General features: G+C 59.2%; 18 protein-coding genes and 1 pseudogene. 16 read left to right on the top strand and 3 right to left on the bottom strand.

Annotated features, from left to right (window positions below; genetic code table 11):
• The first annotated feature begins 55 nt into the window (after positions 1-55).
• The 13 genes and pseudogenes from BN1125_RS07495 to BN1125_RS19010 all read left to right on the top strand — a co-directional run.
• A complete protein-coding gene (locus tag BN1125_RS07495; protein ID WP_042011532.1) occupies positions 56-2,551 on the top strand; it encodes a DNA translocase FtsK in 2,496 nt (831 codons plus the stop codon).
• 80 nt (positions 2,552-2,631) lie between these two features.
• The gene (lolA, locus tag BN1125_RS07490) at positions 2,632-3,240 is read left to right on the top strand and encodes an outer membrane lipoprotein periplasmic chaperone LolA (protein ID WP_042011569.1); all 609 of its coding nucleotides are present in this window, start codon (positions 2,632-2,634) and stop codon (positions 3,238-3,240) included.
• Complete coding sequence (locus BN1125_RS07485) at positions 3,240-4,577, top strand: replication-associated recombination protein A (RefSeq protein ID WP_042011531.1); 1,338 nt, start codon at positions 3,240-3,242, stop codon at positions 4,575-4,577. Before lolA ends, BN1125_RS07485 begins: the two co-directional genes overlap by 1 nt.
• Before the next feature lie 304 nt (positions 4,578-4,881).
• A complete protein-coding gene (gene serS / locus BN1125_RS07480; RefSeq protein WP_042011529.1) occupies positions 4,882-6,177 on the top strand; it encodes a serine--tRNA ligase in 1,296 nt (431 codons plus the stop codon).
• A 186-nt stretch (positions 6,178-6,363) separates the two neighbouring features.
• Positions 6,364-6,852 (top strand): CvpA family protein, encoded by a 489-nt coding sequence (locus BN1125_RS07475; RefSeq protein WP_042011528.1) that lies wholly within the window; start codon positions 6,364-6,366, stop codon positions 6,850-6,852.
• 21 nt (positions 6,853-6,873) lie between these two features.
• Positions 6,874-8,394, top strand: coding sequence for an amidophosphoribosyltransferase (gene purF, locus BN1125_RS07470; protein WP_042011527.1), 1,521 nt, complete (start codon positions 6,874-6,876; stop codon positions 8,392-8,394).
• 217 nt (positions 8,395-8,611) lie between these two features.
• Positions 8,612-9,370 carry a tRNA isopentenyl-2-thiomethyl-A-37 hydroxylase MiaE gene (gene miaE, locus BN1125_RS07465; protein WP_042011525.1) on the top strand — a complete coding sequence of 253 codons (759 nt, stop codon included), beginning with the start codon at positions 8,612-8,614 and terminating at the stop codon, positions 9,368-9,370.
• Positions 9,371-9,673: 303 nt separating this feature from the next.
• Positions 9,674-10,318, top strand: a complete 645-nt coding sequence (gene adk / locus BN1125_RS07460; protein ID WP_042011524.1) for an adenylate kinase — start codon at positions 9,674-9,676, stop codon at positions 10,316-10,318.
• Positions 10,319-10,416: 98 nt separating this feature from the next.
• Positions 10,417-11,391, top strand: a complete 975-nt coding sequence (gene hemH, locus BN1125_RS07455) for a ferrochelatase (protein WP_042011522.1) — start codon at positions 10,417-10,419, stop codon at positions 11,389-11,391.
• A gap of 34 nt (positions 11,392-11,425) precedes the next feature.
• Positions 11,426-11,818 carry an MAPEG family protein gene (locus BN1125_RS07450; RefSeq protein WP_042011521.1) on the top strand — a complete coding sequence of 131 codons (393 nt, stop codon included), beginning with the start codon at positions 11,426-11,428 and terminating at the stop codon, positions 11,816-11,818.
• A gap of 187 nt (positions 11,819-12,005) precedes the next feature.
• Positions 12,006-13,310, top strand: coding sequence for an inosine/guanosine kinase (locus tag BN1125_RS07445; RefSeq protein ID WP_042011520.1), 1,305 nt, complete (start codon positions 12,006-12,008; stop codon positions 13,308-13,310).
• 180 nt (positions 13,311-13,490) lie between these two features.
• Positions 13,491-13,853, top strand: a complete 363-nt coding sequence (locus tag BN1125_RS07440; protein ID WP_005337077.1) for a DUF2750 domain-containing protein — start codon at positions 13,491-13,493, stop codon at positions 13,851-13,853.
• Positions 13,854-13,998: 145 nt separating this feature from the next.
• Positions 13,999-14,112: pseudogene (locus tag BN1125_RS19010) on the top strand (IS110 family transposase); the annotation flags it as partial.
• A 177-nt stretch (positions 14,113-14,289) separates the two neighbouring features.
• On the opposite strand, the gene BN1125_RS07430 reads toward BN1125_RS19010, so the two are convergent.
• The 3 genes from BN1125_RS07430 to BN1125_RS07420 form a co-directional block, all read right to left on the bottom strand.
• On the bottom strand, positions 14,290-15,612 hold the full coding sequence (locus BN1125_RS07430; protein ID WP_042011517.1) for a Na+/H+ antiporter family protein: 1,323 nt from the start codon (positions 15,610-15,612) through the stop codon (positions 14,290-14,292).
• 273 nt (positions 15,613-15,885) lie between these two features.
• Positions 15,886-16,563 carry a ribonuclease T gene (rnt, locus tag BN1125_RS07425; protein ID WP_042011516.1) on the bottom strand — a complete coding sequence of 226 codons (678 nt, stop codon included), beginning with the start codon at positions 16,561-16,563 and terminating at the stop codon, positions 15,886-15,888.
• Between the two features lie 99 nt (positions 16,564-16,662).
• Entirely contained in the window at positions 16,663-17,406 is a 744-nt protein-coding gene (locus BN1125_RS07420) for a phosphatase PAP2 family protein (protein ID WP_042011515.1), read from the bottom strand.
• A gap of 252 nt (positions 17,407-17,658) precedes the next feature.
• On the opposite strand from BN1125_RS07420, the gene BN1125_RS07410 reads away from it, so the two are divergent.
• From BN1125_RS07410 to BN1125_RS07400, 3 genes are all read left to right on the top strand, one after another.
• Positions 17,659-18,804, top strand: a complete 1,146-nt coding sequence (locus BN1125_RS07410; RefSeq protein ID WP_042011513.1) for a 4-phosphoerythronate dehydrogenase — start codon at positions 17,659-17,661, stop codon at positions 18,802-18,804.
• Positions 18,805-18,969: 165 nt separating this feature from the next.
• The gene (locus BN1125_RS07405; protein WP_042011511.1) at positions 18,970-19,986 is read left to right on the top strand and encodes an aspartate-semialdehyde dehydrogenase; all 1,017 of its coding nucleotides are present in this window, start codon (positions 18,970-18,972) and stop codon (positions 19,984-19,986) included.
• 271 nt (positions 19,987-20,257) lie between these two features.
• Complete coding sequence (locus BN1125_RS07400; protein WP_042011509.1) at positions 20,258-22,453, top strand: FimV/HubP family polar landmark protein; 2,196 nt, start codon at positions 20,258-20,260, stop codon at positions 22,451-22,453.
• The last annotated feature ends 69 nt before the right edge of the window (positions 22,454-22,522 follow it).

Raw genomic sequence — 22,522 nt, 5'->3', positions numbered from 1 at the left:
GATACTGGGCCCCCTTATTTTCCTGCATTACATGTTCTCAGAAAGGAGCCGGAGTTTGGCCGATAAAAAGCTGTTTACTCCTTTATCAGGTACACAACGGATCTTCGAAGCCGTCTTGATCGCCATCACCCTGATGGCTGCTTATCTTCTGCTCGCCCTGCTGTCCTATCATCCCGCCGATCCCGGTTGGTCCCAGACTTCCTGGCAAGGGGAGGTGAAGAACCTCGCCGGTAGTGCCGGGGCCTGGCTCGCCGACATGACCATGTTTACCTTTGGTGCTTTCTCCTATCTGGTTCCACCACTGATGGTACTGCTGGGTTGGAGCCTCTTCTGGCGGCCAAGCCGCCTGCTCGATGTGGATTACCTCACCCTGGGGGTGCGGATCATCGGTTTTATTCTGACCGTGCTCGGCATGTCCGCCATCGCCAGCATGAACTTCAACGATCTGCAAAACTTCTCTGCCGGCGGGCTGGTGGGGGATGTGATTGCCTCTGCCGTGGTGCCGCTGTTTGGTGGTGTCGGGGCCAACCTGATGCTGCTCTGCTTCGTGGCGACCGGTATTACTCTCTTCACTGGTTGGTCCTGGCTTACCATCGTCGAGCAGATCGGCGCGGCCTGTACGGGTTCGGTCAGTGCCGTTTACCACCTCCCGACCACCCTGGGTCGCTGGCTCACCGGTGGCTGGCGTCAACCTCGCAACGAGGGGCCGGATCCCCTGCTGGAGGGGGGCGTTGGCGCCATCGCTCTTGATGATGAGGATGAAGACGAGCCTCACAATAACTGGGGGCGTCGCGCCAAGGGTAAAAATCAGAAAGAGTCGCAGGAAGAGTGGCTGCCGGAGCTGGACGACGACACCTTCGAATTTGATCCTCAGTTTGATGACGAGCCGGCTCCTGTGGTAAAGGCCAAACGGGCCGCGCCCGCCAGCAATCGTCGGAGTGCCCTTGCCGATGACGACGATGAAGAGCTCGATCTGCCATGGGCAGAGGGTGAGGATGCTCCGGTTGCCCCTGTCGTCCCCATGGCGGCCAAACCCAAGCGCCGCGTGCAGGCCAATCTGCCGCCACTGCCTAGCCTCGAGCTGCTGGATCGTCCACCGGCCAAGACCCAGATGATGACCAAGGATGAGCTGGAGCGGATGGGGCGTTTGGTGGAGGCCAAGCTCGCCGATTACAACGTTCAGGCCAAGGTGGTCGGCGTCTATCCGGGCCCGGTCATTACCCGCTTCGAGCTGGATCTGGCCCCAGGTATGAAAGCGAGCAAGATCACCAATCTCTCCCGCGATCTGGCCCGTTCTCTGTCGGCCAGCAGCGTGCGGGTGGTGGAGGTGATCCCTGGCAAAACCTATGTGGGGATCGAGTTGCCCAACCGGGTGCGTCAGACCGTCTACCTGCGTGAGACCCTCGACTGCGATGCGTTCCGCGATAGCCGCAATCCGCTCACCATGGGCCTGGGTCAGGACATCGCCGGCGAGCCGGTGGTGGTCAACCTCGCCAAGATGCCGCACCTGCTGGTGGCCGGTACCACTGGCTCCGGTAAATCGGTGGGGGTGAACACCATGATCATCTCCATGCTCTACAAGTCATCGCCGGACGATCTGCGCTTCATCATGATCGACCCCAAGATGTTGGAGCTGTCGGTCTACGAGGGGATCCCTCATCTGTTGACCGAGGTGGTGACCGACATGAAGGACGCCGCCAATGCCTTGCGCTGGTGTGTGGGGGAGATGGAGCGTCGTTACAAGTTGATGTCGGCTGTCGGGGTGCGCAACCTCAAGGGTTACAACGATAAGGTACTGGCCGCCATCGAGGAGGGTGACCCCTTGCTCGATCCGTTATGGCGTCCGGGCGACTCCATGGATCAGACACCGCCAGAGCTGGAGAAGCTGCCCCATATCGTGGTGGTGGTGGACGAGTTCGCCGACATGATGATGATCGTCGGCAAGAAGGTGGAAGAGCTGATTGCCCGTATCGCCCAGAAGGCACGGGCAGCCGGTATCCACCTGATCCTGGCGACCCAGCGTCCGTCGGTGGATGTCATCACAGGCCTTATCAAGGCCAACATCCCGACCCGTATCTCGTTCCAGGTGTCGAGCAAGATCGACTCGCGCACCATCATCGATCAGGGTGGTGCCGAATCTCTGCTCGGCATGGGCGACATGCTCTACATGCCGGCCGGCACCTCCAACCCGACCCGGGTACACGGTGCCTTTGTCGATGACCACGAGGTGCATAAGGTGGTGGCGGACTGGAAATTGCGCGGCGAGCCGAATTATATCGAGGAGATCCTCTCCGGTGAGTCGGGCGGCGAGGGCGGCAGCAGCGAATATGGTGGTGGAGATGACGAAGAGCTCGACCCCCTGTTCGACGAGGCGGTCGCTTTCGTGGTGGAGTCCCGCCGTGGTTCGACCTCCAGTGTGCAGCGCAAGTTCAAAATCGGTTACAACCGGGCCGCTCGTCTCATCGAGCAGATGGAAAATCAGGGCATTGTGAGCGCCCCGGGTGGCAACGGTCAGCGCGATGTGCTGGCACCGCCGCCGGTGCGGGACTAAGGCGCCCCCTTTCACTATTATCCTGGCCATGCCCCCTGTGGGCGTGGCCTTTTATCGAGATGGTCGTTATGAAAAGCATGATGAAAAAACAGCTGTTGATCGGATCCATGCTGCTGGTTGCCAGCAGCCAGGTGTGGGCCGATGCCGCCAGCGATCTCAAACAGAAGCTTGCCAGTGTCAGCCTCTTCTCTGCTACGTTTTCCCAGACGGTCTACGACAGCAAGGGCAAGGAGCTACAACGCGCCAGCGGCGATCTGGTGGTGCAACGCCCCAACCATTTCAATTGGCACACCACTGTCCCTGACGAGAGCCTGATCGTGGCTGATGGCAAGGATGTCTGGGTATACGATCCCTTCGTCGAGCAGGTTACCGCCCTCAACATGAAGGATGCGGTGCTCAACACTCCCTTTGTGCTCATCACCGGCAATGACGACAAGCAGTGGAAGCACTACGACGTGACCCGGCAGGGGGATGTCTACACTGTCACCAGCCGTGACCCGAGCGAGCTTATCTCCTCCTTCCGCGTCACCTTCGATCGCGACAACCACATCAGTCGTTTTGATGTGAAAGAGGCGCAGGGGCAGTGGACCGAATTTACCCTCAATAACTTCAACCGCAAGCCGGTGCTCAAGGGTAACGAGTTTGTCTTCAAGATCCCGCAGGGGGTCGAGTTGGATGATCAGCGCTGATGAGCAATCTCTCGCTGGATTTCTCGTCGGACTTTCGTCCGCTGGCGGCCCGGATGCGGCCGCAAAATCTCGACCAGTATATCGGTCAGCAGCATATCCTGGGGCCTGACAAGCCCCTGCGCAAAGCGATCCTGGCAGGTCACTGCCACTCCATGATCCTGTGGGGACCACCCGGTACCGGCAAGACCACACTGGCGGAGCTGATGGCTCACTACTGTCAGGCGGAAGTGGAGCGGCTCTCGGCGGTGACCTCCGGCATCAAGGAGATCCGTGCCGCTATCGACAAGGCCAAAGAGAACAGTTGGCGCGGGGTGCGCACCATCCTGTTCGTGGATGAGGTGCACCGTTTTAACAAGAGCCAGCAGGATGTGTTCCTGCCCCACATCGAAGATGGCACCATCACCTTTATTGGCGCCACCACCGAAAACCCCTCGTTCGAACTCAACAACGCGCTGTTATCCCGGGCCCGGGTCTATCTGTTAAAGCGACTGGAGGAGGAGGATATCCTCGCCATGATCGATCAGGCGATGCAGGACCCCCGCGGCCTCAATGATCCGGCGCTCACGTTTACCCCCGGCGTCAAAGAGGCACTGGCCAAGGCGGTGGACGGCGACGGGCGCAAATCCCTCAACTATCTCGAGCTGTTGGCCGACATGGCCGAAAGCGATGGTACAGGGGCGCGGGTGATCGACAGCACCCTGCTCGCCGCCGTGGTGGGGGAGCATGTGGCCCGTTTCGACAAGGGGGGGGATCACTTCTATGACCTCATCTCGGCGGTACACAAATCCATTCGCGGCTCGGCGCCGGATGCGGCGCTCTACTGGTATGCCCGCATGGTGAGTGCCGGTTGCGATCCGCTCTACATCGCCCGCCGCTTGCTGGCGATAGCCTCGGAAGATGTAGGCAATGCCGATCCCCGTGCCATGCAGGTTGCCCTGTCGGCCTGGGATTGCTTTCATCGCATCGGCCCGGCGGAAGGGGAGCGAGCCATCGCCCAGGCGATCGTCTATCTCGCCTGTGCCCCCAAGAGCAATGCGGTCTACACCGCCTGGAAGGCGGCGCTTCATGATGCCAAAAACCAGCCTGACTTCGAGGTGCCGGTGCATCTGCGCAACGCGCCGACCAAGCTGATGAGCGATCTGGGCTATGGCGCCGAGTATCGCTATGCCCATGACGAGCCGGGTGCCTATGCCGCCGGCGAGGAGTATTTCCCGCCCGAGCTGGCGGGCAAACGGTACTATCAGCCCACTGATCGCGGCCTTGAGAAGCAGATCGCCCAGAAGCTCGATTATCTCCATGATCTGGACCGTCAGAGTCCCCATAAACGGCGCCCCTGATCCTTGCGGGAAGAGATTGTCTGAAAATTGGCCAACCCCTTGAATAATCTGGCCCCCTTGGCGTGATCCGCCGCGAAAACGAGGCAAATAGTCCCTGTTCGGGCAGGGGGGCGGTCTGCTACACTGCCCTCCTGACCCCGTTTGTCTTGGCTTGGTGCCATCTTCCTGATTTCGACGACCCGCTCCTCCGGGGCCGATTCTGAAGACGATTGGGGTATGCCAACCGATGTTAACTTCCGGATCTGTTTCCAAGCCCGTCATGATGACTCAGGCCCAGATCCCATTTTAAAAAAGTAGGTAAACCATGCTGGATCCCAAATATCTGCGCAGCGACATTGAAGAAGCTGCCGCTCGTCTGGCGACACGTGGCTACGTTCTGGACGTAGCGGCTGTCAATGCTCTGGAAGAGAAACGCAAGGATCTGCAGTCCCGTACCCAGGAGCTGCAGGCCGAGCGTAACGCCCGATCCAAATCCATCGGTGAAGCTGCCCGTCGTGGTGAAGATGTTGCCCCCCTCAAGGCCATTGTTACCAAGATCAACGAAGAGCTGGAAACCAGCAAGGTCGAGCTGGAGGCCCTGCTGGCCGAGCTCAAGACTATCGCCGATATGATCCCCAATCTGCCGAGCGAGACTACCCCGGTCGGTCGCGATGAGAACAACAACGTGGAAGTGCGCCGCTGGGGCACCCCGCGCGAGTTCAGCTTCCCGGTACGCGATCACGTGGATCTGGGTGAAGAGGTCAAGGGCATCGACTTCCAAAACGGCGTCAAGCTCTCCGGTGCCCGTTTTGTGGTGATGAAAGGCCAGATAGCCCGTCTGCACCGCGCCCTGGCCCAGTTCATGCTGGACTTGCATACCCAGCAGCATGGCTACACAGAGTGCTACGTGCCCTATCTGGTCAACCCGGACAGCCTCTATGGCACCGGTCAGCTGCCCAAGTTCTCCGAAGACCTGTTTAACACCGGCATCGGTGGGGAAGGGGAAGATGAGGGCAAGGTGCGCAAGTTCTCCCTGATCCCGACCTCCGAAGTGCCGCTCACCAACATGGCACGCGACGAGATCTTCGACGCGCAAGAGCTGCCAATCAAGATGACCGCTCACAGCCCCTGCTTCCGCTCCGAGGCGGGCTCCTACGGTCGTGACACCCGCGGCCTCATCCGTATGCACCAGTTCGACAAGGTCGAGATGGTCCAGCTGGTTCACCCGGAGAAATCCTGGGAAGCGCTGGAAGAGATGGCGGGCCACGCCGAGAAGGTGTTGCAACTGCTGGAGTTGCCGTATCGCGTGATGGCGCTCTGTACCGGTGACATGGGCTTCTGCGCTGCCAAGACCTACGATCTGGAAGTGTGGCTGCCAGCCCAGAACACCTATCGCGAGATCTCTTCTGTCTCCAACTGCACCGACTTCCAGGCACGCCGCATGCAGGCCCGGGTGCGGATCGATGGCAAGCCGCAGCTGCTCCACACCCTGAACGGCTCCGGCCTCGCGGTGGGCCGCACCCTGGTGGCTGTGCTCGAGAACTACCAGCAGGAAGATGGCCGTATCGCCATCCCGGCTGCCCTGCAATCCTACATGGGTGGCCTGACCCACATAGGGTAAGCGTTCGTTGCAGACAACAACGCCATGGCCATGCCATGGCGTTGTGCATTCTGGCGCCAGCCAACCGTTTTGGTGGCGAAAAAATCAGCGCCAATCGCAGGCTTTCAACAGTTAACACAATTTTATCAAGCAATGCGCAATCGTTTTTGTTAGACTGCGCCGCAATTTCGCAGGACATCTTTTTCTATGGTCTGGATTGATTACGCCATCATCGGTATCGTCGGTTTTTCTGCCCTCATCAGCCTGGTACGCGGCTTCGTCAAGGAGGCCATGTCTCTCGTCACCTGGTTCGTCGCCTTCTTTATTGCCAGCCACTTCTATCCCGATCTTGCCGTCTATTTCACCTCCTTCTCCGATGCCCTGGTACGCAATGGATTGGCGATTGCCGCCCTGTTCGTGGTGACCCTGATCCTCGGCAGTGTGGTCAACTATGTGGTGGGCTTGTTGGTGGACAAGACGGGGCTCTCGGGTACCGATCGGGTGCTGGGAGTCTGCTTCGGCGCAATTCGCGGGGTGCTGATCGTCAGTGCCCTGCTTTTTTTCATGGATACCTTTACCAGCCTCTCCCAGAGTGACTGGTGGGTGGCGTCCAAGCTGGTGCCGGAGTTCAAGCCGGTTATTCAGTGGTTCTTCGGGTTCATGTTGAACTCATCGAGTTTTCTTAAACAGGTATAGTGACTTCGAGGTAGCAAAGACATGTGTGGTATTGTCGGTATAGTTGGCACCACCCCCGTCAATCAGGCCCTCTACGACGCCTTGACGGTGTTGCAGCACAGGGGACAGGATGCCGCCGGGATTGTGACCATTGATAGTGGAAACTTCCGGCAACGCAAGGCCAATGGCCTGGTGAAGGACGTGTTTGAAGTGCGCCACATGCAGCGACTGAAGGGGCATATCGGCATAGGACATGTCAGATATCCCACCGCAGGCAGCTCCAGTGCCGCTGAAGCCCAACCTTTTTACGTGAACTCTCCCTACGGCATGGTGCTGGCCCATAACGGCAACCTCACCAACGCCAAGGATCTCAAGGAGCAGCAGTTCAAGGTGGCCCGCCGTCATATCAACACCACCTCGGATTCCGAAGTGTTGTTGAACGTGCTGGCTCACGAGCTGGATCGCTGTGACAAGATGGCCCTGCGCCCCGAAGATATCTTCGCTGCGGTGCGCAAGGTTCATCAGCAGATCCGCGGTGCCTATGCGGTGGTTTCGCTGGTGATAGGTCATGGCCTCATCGGGTTTCGCGATCCCAACGGCATTCGTCCGCTGATCCTCGGTCGTCGTCAGGACGAGCAGGGGCAGGTGGAGTACATGCTTGCCTCCGAGAGCGTGGCGCTCGATGCCATCGGCTTCGAAACGGTGCGCGACATTGCACCGGGCGAGGCCATCTACATCACAGAGCAGGGTCAGCTCTTCTCCGAGCAGTGTGCGGAGAACCCGCAGATGAGCTCCTGCATCTTCGAATATGTCTACTTTGCTCGTCCCGACTCCTGTATCGACAAGGTCTCGGTCTATGCTGCCCGCCTCAACATGGGTCGCAAACTGGGTCAGAAGATTGCCCGCGAGTGGGAAGATCTCGACGTCGATGTGGTCATCCCCATCCCCGAGACCTCCTGCGACGTGGCGTTGGAGATCGCCCACACCCTCGACCTGCCATACCGTCAGGGCTTCGTGAAGAATCGCTACATCGGCCGAACCTTCATCATGCCGGGCCAGACCCAGCGCAAGAAGTCGGTACGTCGCAAGCTCAACGCCATCAGCTCCGAATTCAAGGGCAAGAAGGTGTTGCTGGTGGATGACAGCATAGTGCGCGGTACCACCTCCGAACAGATCATCCAGATGGCCCGTGAAGCGGGAGCGGCCAAGGTCTACTTCGCCTCGGCGGCACCGGAAATTCGTTTCCCCAACGTCTATGGCATCGATATGCCTACCGCCAACGAGCTGATCGCCCACGGCCGTGAAGTGGAAGAGGTGTGCAAGCTGATCGGTGCCGATGGCCTCATTTTCCAGGATCTGGAAGATCTGGAAGCGGCAGTGCGGGAGATCAACCCGGACCTGCGTCATTTCGAGACCTCGGTGTTCAACGGCCACTATGTCACCTCCGACGTGGATCAATCCTATCTGGATCACCTCAACGCCCTGCGCAACGATGACACCAAAGCGGTGCGTGAATGGCAGGAAGGCACCAGCAATCTGGAAATTTTTAACGAAGGCAGTTAAACGTTTACGGGTTTGCCGGATGGGATAGCGAAATGGGGGCCAGTGGCCCCCATTGTCGTTTTTGCGCGTTTCGGGTCGAAGGCGAGAAGATATCTGTTTGATAAGTATTCACTTATCTTGCCGGATATGGGCACGGCCAGCAGGATCCGCTAGCATAGGCGGCAACGTGTATGACCGATACGCTTTTAACCGACGTGTTTAACAAACGAGAGTTCAGATGGATGATCTGCTAGCCCCAGTGCGCCAGTTTTTGCAGTGCGAGACGCCCGATGAGTGGGTGGCGATGGCGCGGGATCCCGCCCACCTGCCGACCCTGCTCATCGATCACGCCAACTGCGAGACCAAGGCCGCGCTCACAGCCCACAGTCTGGTGCGTCGCTACTGCCTGCCCAAAGGAAAGCGCCATTTGCTGCCCAAGCTAGAGTTTTATCGCGAGCTGGATGCCATCCCGGAGAAGGCCGAGATTTTGGGCAAGCGCACCATGGGGGAGTCTGATCGTACCGTCTTTGCCGAACTGGCGCGCAATCCGCTGCTGTTTCCCATGGTACGGCTTATTCAGGAGGAGCTGCATCACTTCGAGCAGGTGCTGGAGATCATGCAGGCCCGCGGCATCGAGTACGGGCCGGTGACCGCTTCCCGCTATGCCCGCCAATTGATGCAGCATGTGCGCACCCATGAGCCAGCCACCATAGTCGACAAGATGATCATCGGCGCCTACATCGAGGCCCGCTCTTGCGAGCGTTTTGCCAAGCTGGCGCCCCATCTAGACGAAGAGCTGAGCCGCTTCTATGTCTCTTTGCTGCGCTCCGAAGCGCGCCACTATCAGGACTATCTGGCCTTGGCCGAGCAATATGCAGGGGAGGATATCAGCGAGCGGGTGGCCTTCTTTGGCAAACTGGAAGCCGAGCTTATCTGCTCGCCAGATCCCCAGTTCCGGTTCCATAGCGGCCTGCCTGTCACATCTGACAGTTGTTGACGTTCAGGGGGTCAACTACTATTGCCCTGTTCCTACTACGAGCGACAAGTAGTTACTTTTGAGCGCAATTCCCGGCCTAGAGCCGGGATCTTTTTTTCTGCCACACGCCTTTCCTGCATATGGCGCTCTATGCTGAATCCTTGGCTTTTTTTGCGTCTTCCCCTTGCGATGAAATCCTGTTCGATCAGCCGGTTGTTGTGGCGATAAAATGCTCATTCAGGTGGCTCACCCTTGTAGAAACGGGTGAAACCGTGTACTTTTTTGCCTTCGCAAGATTTGAATAATCAATCAATAGGAGCGTGTATGCGCATTGTTCTGTTGGGGGCTCCGGGCGCCGGCAAAGGTACCCAGGCTCAGTTCATCATGGAAAAACACGGTATTCCCCAGATCTCCACCGGCGACATGCTGCGTGCGGCGATCAAAGCGGGCACCGAGCTCGGCCTGAAAGCCAAAGCTGTGATGGACGCAGGTCAGCTGGTCTCTGACGACATCATCATCGGTCTGGTCAAGGAGCGCATCGCTCAGCCGGATTGCGCCAAAGGTTTCCTGTTGGACGGTTTCCCGCGCACCATTCCTCAGGCGCAAGCCATGAAGGACGCCGGTGTCGTGGTTGATTTCGTGCTGGAGTTCGATGTGCCGGACGAAGAGATCGTCAAGCGCATGAGCGGTCGTCGCGTGCACTCCGGCTCTGGCCGCACTTACCACGTGGTGTTCAACCCGCCGAAAGTGGAAGGCAAGGATGACGTGACCGGTGAAGATCTGGTGATCCGCGCCGACGATGAAGAGACCACAGTGCGCAAGCGTCTGGATGTATACCATCAGCAGACCGCGCCGCTGATCGGCTTCTATGGTAAAGAGGCGGAAGCGGGCCACACCCGTTACGTCAAGATCGACGGCACCCAACCGGTTGATCTGGTCAGCAAGCAGCTCGTCACCATTCTGGGCTGATCTTTGCTGCCGGAACCGTTTCCCGTGCCATCAGGTAAATAAAGAGAAGGGCCCTGCGGGGCCCTTTTTGCGTAGTGACAGATAGACAGGAAGCCAATGTGACCACGAAAACCGGAATATTGCTGGTCAATCTGGGTACCCCAGCCGCGCCGACCACCGCAGCCGTTAAAGCGTTTCTCAGCCAGTTCCTGCACGATCGCCGGGTGGTTGATCTGCCTCGTTATCTCTGGTGCCCGTTGCTCCACTTCATCATCTTGCCGACCCGATCGCCCAAAGTGGCCAGGCTCTATCAGCAGGTGTGGACCGAGCAGGGCTCGCCGCTGATGGTCATCAGCCAACAGCAGCGCGCCGCGCTGGAGCAGGAGCTCAAGCGGGAGGGGGTCGAGGTGCCGGTGGAGCTGGCGATGACCTATGGTTCCCCATCAGTGAATGATGGCTGGCAGGCGCTCAAGGCCAAGGGGGTCAACCGGGTGATCCTTTTACCTCTCTATCCGCAATATTCGGTGAGTACCACGGCTTCCGTGTTCGATGCCTGGGCCAAGGCGATGAAAAGAGAACGCAATCTGCCGGTGGTGCGGCTCATCCGCGATTACCACGCCCATCCGGAATACATCCAGGCGTTGGCCATGAGCGTGCGCCGTCACTGGGAGCAGCACGGCCAGGGGGATCACCTGCTGATGTCTTTTCACGGTATTCCCGAGCGTTACGAGAACGAAGGGGATCCCTATGGCCACCAGTGTCGCCATACCGCCACCCTGCTGGCCGAGGCGCTCGGGCTGCAGGCCGGGCAGTGGACGGCCAGTTTCCAGTCCCGCTTTGGCAAGGAGGAGTGGCTCAAGCCCTACACCGACGTGACCATTGCAGGCCTGCCGACCACCGGGATCAAGCGGCTCGATGTGATTTGCCCTGCTTTTGCCGCCGACTGCCTCGAAACCCTCGAGGAGATCCAGGTGCAGAACAGGGAGATCTTCATGGAGGCCGGTGGCGAGCAGTTTGAATATATTCCGGCCCTCAACAGTGATCAGGCCCACATCAGGATGATGGTCTCGCTCATTTGCCGTGAATTGGCATGAGTGACCGGCAGTCAGTCAAACAAGGAGTTGAGTCATGGTACATATCACGCTGATTTACGCCGGCCTGCTGGGGCTGCTGTTTCTGGGGCTCTCCTTCTGGGTGGTCAGACGCCGCGCCCAGTTCGGGGTGATGATAGGGCAGGGGGAAGCCCCCGAGCTGCTGGCTGCGATCCGGGCCCACGGCAACTTCGCCGAGTATGTGCCGTTGACCCTGCTGCTGATGGCGCTGTGCGAGCTCTCCGGTGCCGGTGCGTTCTGGCTGCATGCTGGTGGCGCTATGCTGTTGGTCGGCCGCATCCTGCATGCCATCGGCATCCAGATCCCCAAAGCCCCCAATGTGCCCCGTTTTCTGGGCACCTTGCTGTTCTGGCTCGCACTCGGCCTCTTCTCGGTGCAGGCCCTGTTGCAGGGCATGGCGGCCGCCTGACAATCGACGCTTTTTTGTGCTAGGGAACCACCCCGGGCGGGGTGGTTTTTTTTATGGTTAAAAGGCAAACGTTTTTCCTTGCAGGCCTTGTCTATACTGACTCCATTATTTAAACAGGGCGACTTTTCGGGACGGTGGATTGTGTTAAAATCCCGCCCCTCTTTCCCCCAGAGCACAGAACATTGCCATGAAATTTCCCGGTCAGCGCAAGTCCAAACACTACTTCCCTGTCGACAGACGCGATCCCCTGGTGCCGCAAAATCCCCTGTTAACCGAGCTGGGCAAAGCCTACGTCGTCGGGATTGATCAGACCCTGGTTGATATCGAAGCGCATGTGGATGAAGACTTTCTGATCCGTTATGGCCTGAGCAAGGGGCACTCCGTCGTCATCAATGACGAGGTGGCCGAACGTATCTATGACGAGCTCAAGACCAACAACATGGTAGTGAGCGAGTTTGCCGGCGGCACCATAGGCAACACGGTACACAACTACTCGGTATTGGCCGACTCCCACTCCATCCTGTTGGGGGTGATGAGCCAGGATATCCGCATCGGCTGCTACGCCTACCGTTATCTGTGCAACACCTCTTCCCGTGTCAATCTGGACTATCTGCAGCCAGTCGATGGCCCCATCGGTCGCTGCTTCACCTTTATCACCGAGTGTGGCGAGCGCAGCTTCGGCATCAACGCAGGCAAGATGAACCAGCTGGATGTGCAGCACATTCCGGAAGAGGTGATCAAGGGGGCGTCTGCACTGGTGATCACCGCCTATCTGGTGCGCGGTGACGATGGCGACCCGATGAAAGAGGCTGCGATGGCTGCCGTCCGTTATGCCCGTGAGGCCGGAATTCCTGTAGTGCTGACCCTGGGCACCCGTTTCGTCATCGATGAGAACCCCCAGTGGTGGCGCGACTTCATTGCCGAGAACGTGACCGTGCTGGCGATGAACGAAGATGAAGGTGAAGCCCTGACCGGCATCGCAGATCCGCTTGGTGCGGCCGACAAGGCACTCGATTGGGCCGACATGGTGCTCTGTACCGCTGGTCCCATCGGCCTCTACATGGCGAGCTACACCGACGAGGACTACAAGCGCGAGACCACTCATACTCTGCTGCCCGGCGTTATCCCCGAGTTCAACATGTATGAGTTCAGCCGCCCGATGGCCCGTGCCAAGTGCCGCAAGCCTGCCCGTATCTACTCCCATATCTCCCCGTACATGGGTGGCCCGGAGAAGATCAAGAACACCAACGGGGCAGGGGATGGCGCACTTTCCGCCGTGTTGCACGACATGGTGGCCAACTCCTATCACCGGATGAATGTGCCCAACTCCGCCAAGCATATCTCCGAGTTCCTGACCTACTCCTCGCTGGCCCAGGTGTGCAAATATGCCAACCGCGTCAGCTATGAAGTGCTGGCCCAGAGCAGTCCCCGTCTCTCCCGCGGTTTGCCGGAGAAAGAGGACAGCCTGGAAGAGGTATACTGGGAGCGTTGATCTCCTCGGCTTGTTACACGCCTCCTGCGGGAGGCGTTTTTGCAGGCAAACAGGGGGTATCTCGGCTTTTTTCCAGTAATAACCCCAATATGCTTGAGTCCATGCCGCTTTTGCGACACCATTTGGCCATCGTATTGTCGTCCGACAATGCCGCAGCACCCGAAAGAAAGAGAGAGCCCCATGAGCATGCTTAACGACAACCTTGACGCCAATTTCCAACTCTTTATCGAACAAGTCCGCGAGTCGGGGCAGGTGTGGGGTCTGCGCTATGGGGAAGACTGGGTGGTCTGCCGCTCCGCCGAATTTGAAGATGCCGATGTGATGCCGCTCTGGTCTGCCGAAGAGGATGCCCGTCTGCACTGCGTCGACGAGTGGGCCGATTACGAGCCGGAAGTGATCGATCTGGAAGAGTTCCTCGATATCTGGATCAACGATCTGGATGAAGACGATGTGCTGGTCGGCCCGAACTGGAACGCCGACCTGGAAGGTCAGGAGCTCGAACCCATCGAGCTGGCCAAGGCGCTGGTTGAACTGGACGCCTGAGCTTGCCAGTTGCCTGCCATTTGATGGGCTATGATGACGCCAAGGCCGGCACTCTCGGGAGTGCTGGTTTGAGGTGATGGGCAGCCAGACCCCACAGCCCAGCAGGCTACGCGTGCTGGGCTTTTCTTTTCTACTTCAGAGCATCATGGCAACTATCACACTCTATGGCCTCGACATCGGTAAACACACCTTTCACCTCGCCGGGCAGGATGTACATGGCGCCCCCGTCTTCAAACGCCAGTTCACTCGTTCTAGCCTCACCCCCTCCTGAGACGCGAAGCGCCAAGGTGGGGAGGATGTCAAGTGGCCCAACAAAGAGCCTCTCCTTTCGGAACCATATCCCGGTGAATCAGGGGAGTGGGTATAAAGAAGGCGACCATCAGGTCGCCTTCTTGCTTTGCATTGTGAAGTGCACAGGTCGTAGCCGGAGGGGCGATCAGAGCACCATGGCCGCAATCCAGCCGAACATCACCAGCGGGATGTTGTAGTGGATAAAGGTGGGCACCACGCTGTCCCAGATGTGGTCGTGCTGACCATCGGCGTTGAGACCCGACGTAGGGCCAAGGGTCGAGTCGGAAGCCGGTGAGCCCGCATCCCCCAGAGCACCAGCAGTACCGACCAGCGCGATGATGGCCATCGGCGAGAAGCCGAGTTGCAGACAGAGCGGCACATAGATGGTGGCGATGATGGGCACGGTGGAGAAGGAGGAGCCGATCCCCATGGTGATGAGCAGGCCTACCAGCAGCATCAGGAAGGCGGCGATGCCCTTGTGCTGACCGATGCCGGAGGCAACGATCTGGACCAGGCTGTCGACCCCGTGGGTCGCTTTCATCACGGCGGCAAAACCGGCAGCGGAGATCATGATGAAGCCGATCAGCGACATCATGCGCACCCCCTGGGTGAAGGCATCCTGACTCTCGCGAAACTTGATGACGCCACCGCAGGTGAAGATGACAAAACCGGCCAGCGCACCCAGCACTATGCTGTTGGTCATCAGTTGCAGACCAAGCGCCACGCCAATGGCCAGCAGGGCGACCCAGATATGAGTGAGATTCAGCTCGACGCTTTCCGGCTCGGCTTCCAGGATCTTGCTCATGTCATACTGGCGCGGTTTGCGGTAGCTGATAAACACCGCCACCAGCAGCCCCAGCACCATGCCGGAGACCGGAATGGCCATCGCCAGCGGGATCTGGCTGGTGGTGATGGGCACGCCGTTGTCGATCAGGTTCTTGGCCAGAATATTGTTCAGGAAGATGCCACCAAAGCCGACCGGCAGCATCATGTAGGTGGCTGTCAGGCCAAAGGTGAGCACGCAGGCCACCTGGCGACGATCGACCTGCATCTGCGCCATCACATGCAGCAGGGGCGGGATCAGGATGGGGATAAAGGCGATATGGACCGGGATCAGGTTCTGTGACGAGACGGCCACCGCCAGCACGGAGCCGAGCAGCAGCGTCTTGACCCACATGATGCGGGTGCTGCTGGCATCCTTGCCCAACTGGCTGATCACCTTGCGGGCCAGCAGGTCGGTGATCCCGGAGCGGGAGATGGCAACCGCAAAGGCGCCCAGCATGGCGTAGGAGAGGGCAATCTCGGCGCCACCGCCCAGGCCACCGCTGAAGGTGGTGAGGGTATCGGTCAACGACAGCCCGCCGACCAGGCCGCCAGCAATGGCCCCCAGCGCCAGCGAGACCACCACATTGATCCGCAGCAGACTGAGCACCAGCATCAGCCCGACTGCGATAACAACTGGATTCATTTGATTTCCTTATGGTTTGTTATTGCTGTCTGTCATGTGAAGGGGAGTTAGTTTGCGAAAAATGTGACAAATGTCGAGAAAAAAATCGGTCAACCCCCTCATATCGCAGCAGCATGTGGCACAAGGTTGCTCAACATGAGGGTTTGTGACCGGTTTGTCTCTGTGCATCTGTCGCGCAGCGGTTGATAGTGACGTTGATGGCGATTTCCGGTGCGCCGTGCGATCAACCACTGCCCAAAAAAGCGAAGGCTGCCAGTGGCAGCCTTCATCCGTTTATTCCTGTCCCTCATCGTTGGCAGAGACATCCGGTGTGTCGTCATCCGGATGAGCCGGCGGCCAGCCCCCCATGCTCTTCCAGCGATTGACGATATGACAGAAGAGCTCTGTGGTGCGCTCTGTGTCATAAAGGGCGGAGTGTGCCTCTTTATTATCAAACGGGATGCGGGCGCTCTGGCACGCCTTGGCCAGTACTGTCTGGCCGAGGGCCAACCCGGATAGGGCGGCGGTATCGAAGGTGGCAAAGGGGTGGAACGGATTGCGCTTGAGCCCGGCCCGCTCGGCGGCGGCCATCACGAATCCGTGATCGAAGGTGGCGTTGTGGGCCACTATGATGGCGCGGCCGCAATCCTGCTCCTTCATCCCCTTGCGGATCCCCTTGAAGATCTCGGTCAGTGCTTCTTTTTCTGAGACAGCGCCACGCAACGGGTTGTAGGGGTCGATGCCGGTGAACTCCAGCGCTGCCTTTTCCAGATTGGCCCCTTCGAAGGGCTCGACATGAAAGTGAAATATCTGTTCGGGAACGAGCCAGCCCTGCTCATCCATTTTCAGGGTGTAAGCCGCGATCTCGAGCAGAGCATCGGTCTTGGCATTGAACCCGGCTGTTTCAACATCGATGACGACGGGGTAAAAACCACGGAAACGGCCCTTGAGGGTATGAACTGCGTCGGTCATGGGATCTCGGTCGGGGTAAAATGAGGCGGCATTATGGCAAAAAAGCGCAGGCTTGTCCTCCCATCCCACGCAGGATGCCGCGGCAAGATGGCGCTGGATTCAATATCTGTGCAGCCACCAGCGGGCGGCCATCAGCGCCGTGACGGTGCCAAGCAGGGCACTGGCAAGCACATCCATCGGCCAGTGCATGCCGAGTATCATACGTGACAGTCCAATCCCCAGAGCCAACAGTGGCAGCAGCCAGACGCCAGCCGGGGCGCGGGCCAGCCAGATCAGGCCGAAGAACTGGGCCAGGCTGATGGCGGCGATGCTGTGGCCGGAGGGGAAGGCATAATTCACCCCCTGCTGCCAGTGGTTGCCGAGCCATTCTGGCAGGGCCAGCAACTGGCTGGCGGCGTGTACCTGCTCGCTGCGCACATCGACTGTGCTGGCGTAGAAGTTCTTGATGGCCGGGATCAGCGCCTGACTCTCCAGCCAGAGCAGGTAGGGTCTGGGCTCTTCGGTCAGGTATTTGATCAGGCTCTTGAATACCCAGTCGCTGGCGAGCAGAGCCGCCAGTACACATCCCAGTGCCAGGAAAGGGGTCCACGCCAGTTTCAGTTTGTAGCGGGTCAGCAGTAGCAAAAGAGCGCAACTTACCCCGATCCCGGGAATATCGACCATGCGGGTGAGGGCATAGGGCCACCATAACCAGTCGGATTGCAGGGCACCGGTCAGAAACGGTTCCCAGGGCAGGCTGGCCAGCAGCAACAGGGGCAGGATCAACAGAGCACTGAATCCGAGCACCTGACTGCGGGTGAGTGAGGAGAGGGAGGTTGAGAGCGACGGTGTGTGTGGCAGCATGCTGGGTATGGGCGATCGCGAAAAAAAGAGGGGCATTATGCCATCGCGACATGCCAGGACCAAGCCGAGCAGCGCGATTCTTACCTCTGCTTACACATTTTTTTGTGGCGACATCCTCTGTCTGAACAGCTGGATAGAGTGGCCGCTGCGCAATGTGGCCCCTTTCGCGCCTGATTGCATCACAGGCTGAAATCTCGGGCGGCTTTGCGCTAGAATGGCGCCCCCGTGGCGGTTGTGACCAAAGAGAGCCCGATGCAAATAGTCGTTGATGAGAATATGCCCCATGCCGTGGAGCTGTTTGCCGAATTTGGCGAGGTGGTCGCCCTGCCCGGACGGCAGATGCAGGCCCGTGATCTGCTGGATGCCGATGTGCTGCTGGTGCGCTCGGTCACCCGCGTCAACGGCGATTTGCTGGCGACCAGCCCCAAGCTCGGGTTTGTCGGCACCGCTACCATAGGCACTGACCATGTGGACAAGGCCCTGCTGGCAAGTCGCAATATTCCCTTCTTCAGCGCCCCCGGTTGCAACAAGTATTCGGTGGGGGATTATGTGCTCTCCGCCCTGCTGGTGCTGGCGGAGCGCTATGAACTCGACCTCTCGGCGATGACCCTGGCGGTGATTGGCGCGGGCAATACCGGCGAGTGCGTGGCCGTCAAGGCCCAAGCACTCGGCATGCGGGTGCTGCGCTGCGATCCGCCCAGGGCGCGTGATAATCCCGCCGGCGGCTTTGTCGATTATCACACTGCGCTGGAGGCAGACATCGTCAGCTTCCATGTGCCCATTACCCGTGAAGGGGTGGATGCCACCTACCATCTGCTGGATGCCGAACAGATTGCTGCACGTCCTGCCGGGCAGATCCTGATCAACGCCTCCCGTGGCGAGGTGTGGGATAACCGCGCCCTGCTGGCACGTCAGCTGAGCGATAAGTCGTTGCGACTGGTGATGGATGTGTGGGAGAACGAGCCCGAGCCACTGGCAGCGCTGGTGCCCCATACCGAGCTTGCCACCCCCCATATCGCCGGTTACAGCCTGGAGGGGAAGGCACGGGGCACCTGGATGCTCTATCAGGCGCTCTGCCAGCAGTTGGGGCGTCAGCCTCGTCAGGATTTGAGTCAGCTCTTGCCAGCTCCCGACGTGCAGGCGGTGGTGCCGGGCCGCGCGCCGGATCAGGCGCTGATCAAGCAGCTGGTCCATCTGGTCTATGACGTGCGCCGGGATGACGCCCGCTTCCGGGCCCGACTCGGCTTGCCGGGCAGCTTTGACGAGCAGCGTAAACGCTACCCCGAGCGCCGTGAACTATCCTCCCTGCTGATCGAGGGAGCCTATGCCAGCCAGATGTTGGGTGCGTTGGGATTTGCGCTGCCCCCCCCTGAGTCGGGGCGAATCGATGGAAGATAACCGGATGGTGTGAGCCGCATTGGTCATACAGTCCCTTTTTTACTGAACCTGCGCGGGCTTGAGTGCGCAGGTTCAGCCATATCAGGCAGCGTCATCTCGCAACGCGAGAGCCTGCCGACCATGGCGCCAACCGGTGCCATTGCAGCATTATCAGAGGAGAACAGAATGAGCCAGCAGTTTAACGTAGCGGTATTGGGTGCCAGCGGCGCCGTGGGTCAGGCGATGATCGAGATCCTGGAAGAGCGCGAATTCCCGGTGGCGACCCTCTATCCGCTGGCTTCCAGCCGCAGCGCCGGTGATACCGTGCGTTTTGGCGGCAAGCACCTCGAGATCCTCGATGTGGAGGAGTTTGACTGGAGCCAGGTGCAGATCGCGCTCTTTTCAGCCGGTGCCGAGGCCTCTGCCAAGTGGGCGCCGATTGCTGCCGAGCACGGTTGCATCGTCATCGATAACACCTCCTGTTTCCGTTACGACGAAGATATCCCGTTGGTGATCCCGGAAGTGAACCCGGATGCGCTGGCCGATTTTCGCAATCGCAATATCATCGCCAACCCCAACTGTTCCACCATCCAGATGCTGGTGGCCCTCAAGCCGCTGCACGACGAAGTGGGGATCGCCCGCATCAACGTGGCCACCTATCAATCCGTGTCAGGCTCGGGCAAAGAGGGGATCAGCGAGCTGGCGGGCCAGACCGCCCACCTGCTCAACGGCCGTCCGGTAGAGCCAAGCCTCTACTCGCAGCAGATCGCCTTTAATCTGATCCCGCAGATCGACAGCTTCACTGACAACGGCTACACCCGTGAAGAGATGAAGATGGTATGGGAAACCCAGAAGATCCTGGGGGATGCCACCATTGCCGTGAACCCCACCTGCGTGCGGGTGCCGGTCTTCTACGGCCACGCCGAGGCGGTACACGTCGAACTGCACCAGCCGCTCGATGCCGAACAGGTCAAGGATCTGCTGCGCAGCGCCCCCGGCGTGACCCTGTTTGATGACGAAGGGGACTATCCGACCCCGGTGCGCGATGCAACCGGCAAAGATGAGGTGCTGGTGGGTCGGGTGCGTCAGGATATTTCTCACCCGAGTGGTATCAATATGTGGATCGTGGCCGATAACGTTCGTAAGGGCGCGGCAACCAACAGTGTACAGATTGCCGAGCTGCTGGTTCGCGACTATCTGTAAGGCTGGTCAGATGCCACAGATGCGCAGCAGGGAGTGCTGCGCATCCGGCCTGTGATCAAACCGGGGTGTGACCCATGCCGCACTCCGTCACTTCAAGATTCTGTTGCGATATCAACTGATTAAGTTTTTTCCTACACTCAGGGTCAAGTTGGGTGCTAAATGTGTCGGACTGCTGGCTTGCCAGGCGAGCCTGATTTATATTGAACCGATTGTTTTGGGGTAACTATCCAGATTTTTCAATGTGATAGGGCCGTCATACGAAGGAACGAATATGGGACATTCCCGCATAACATTGGCAACGCTACTCGCATTGGGTCTGCTGGGCACCGTCCATGCTGAAGACTCGGCGCAGGAGCCTTTTTTTGTCGAGCTAAAAGGCCCTGACGAACCCGCACCTCCTGTCGTCAATTCTCAGCCGCTGGCGCAACCGGTTGCCAGACCTGTGGCGCAACCGGTACGTGCAACCGCCCAGCCGGTGGGGCGTCAGGTTACTGCCAATGCCGGTAGCTATGGCCCTGTTCGTCCGACCGATACCCTCTGGAGCCTGGCGAGCAAATATCGCCCTTCCAATCGAGTCAGCGTCTACCAGACCATGGTGGCGATCTACGAGAAAAACCCCCGCAGTTTTGCTGATGGCAACATCAACCATATTCTGGTGGGGTCACGCATTCTGCTGCCCACCGTGGCCGAGGCGAGCGTTATCACCGATGCCCAGGCCCGCGCCAAGTTCCGCAGCGACAACGCCAGCTGGAAGGGGCTGAGCCCCAAGTATCTGGCTGACAAGCAGGCCCACACTGCCAAGCCGGCTGTCGCCAGTCCTGCGAAGGTTGAGTCTGCCAAGACCGAGCCGGTGAAAGCGGCACCTGCGCCGCTGCCAGTTGCGAACGCTGCCCCCATTCCTGCCCCGGTTGTCGTACCACCACCGGCGGCTGAAACCCAAGAAGTGACCAAGGTGAGCGAGCCTGCGCCGAAAGAGGCGGTGGCACCAGCACCGTCGCCGAGCGCCGCTGAAGGCACCACACTTGCGCCTTTGCCATCCGATCTGGATAAACCGGTGGGCAAACCGGCCACCGAGATGGCGCTGGCGCTGGAAGATGCCAACGCCCAGCTCGGCCAGGTGACGGAAATGAACCACAGACTCAAGCTGCGTCTGCAATCCCTGACCGAAGAGGTGGAGACCCTCAAGGCCCAACTGCAGGATCAGACTGCGCTACAAAAAGAGATTGCCGAGCTCAAAGCCCAACCGGTCCCACCGGTGGTGGCTGCGCCCGAGCCCAAGCAAAACTGGTTGATGGATCTGCTCGCCTCACCGCTCAACCTCGCCATGATCATCCTGCTGCCGGTGCTGCTGGTGTTGGCACTGGTGACCCTGTGGCTGCGAGCCCGTGCTCGGCGTGAGCTGGAAGAGCAGGAGAAGAGCCTCTCCGAATCCACCGCCATGATGATGGATCAGGGGCAGAGCGAGTTTGATGATCTGCTGAGCGTCGATGTGACCGACAACGTCCCGGTGCGCCCTGTCCCGGATCTCAACACCCCCGATGGCTTTATGCCGATTGCGTCCGATGAGCTGGCTAAAAAGCAGGATGTTGATCTGGTGTTCACCGACGATGACGAGATGGGTCTGCAAGGTTTCGAGCCGGAGCGGATGGCTGCCCAGCCTGCCAGTCGTGATCCGGATCTGGTGCCGGATCTCGATCTCTCGCTGGATGAGCCCGTCGCGTTGGCCAATGAGCCCGCCATGGATCTGGCCAGCGATTTCAATCCCAAGTCCAGGGCACCTGATGAGCTCATGAGCGAAGAGGAGCTGCAGGCAGCCCTGTTTGCCGAGCTTGATGCGGATCTGTCGGCTGATCTGGAACCGGACTTGAGCACCAGCAGCAAGAGTTCGGCTGCTGATGATCTGGCCAGTTTTGATCTGGGCGATATTGAAAACGAGGTGGATGAACCGGCTGCGGGCAGGGGTAACAATGCCATCGATTTAAGCATGGATGGATCGGCTGATGATATGTTGGCCGAGTTGGGGATTGAGCCAACCAAAGGTACGGAGACCGAGCTTGATCTGGAGTGGGATCCCAGCGAGCTGGCGCTCTCCGATTTTGAAGATGCGTTCGCCGAGGTTGAATCTCATCCGGCAGATCTTCAACCCCGTGAGCAAGCACAAGAGAGCGGCTACGTCGAGATCGACAAGCTGCTGGCCGAAGCCGATACTACCGCACCGGAGCAGGAGCCGTATCAGGGCTTCTCGCTGGATGTGGGGCTCGATGGCTTCCCCGAGGTGTTGCCTGAATCCAACGGCTTTGACGTGGATGCTGACGATGGTGGTGTGGGGGCCAAGCTGGATCTGGCTCGCGCCTACCTCGAGATTGACGACAAGGATAGCGCCCGCGAGCTGCTGCAAGAGGCAGCGGAGCAGGGCAGCGATCACCAGCGCGCTGAAGCCGAGAAGTTGCTCAAGCGGTTGGGCTAAAGCATCTCCCATCACGGGATCAGCAAAACGGGGGCAGCCAGTGGCTGCCCCCTTCTTTATGGCAATTTG

This window comes from Aeromonas fluvialis (assembly GCF_000819885.1).
Classification (GTDB): domain Bacteria; phylum Pseudomonadota; class Gammaproteobacteria; order Enterobacterales; family Aeromonadaceae; genus Aeromonas; species Aeromonas fluvialis.
The sequence above is the reverse complement of the archived record's forward strand: the minus strand, read 5'-3'. Positions and strand labels throughout refer to the sequence as shown.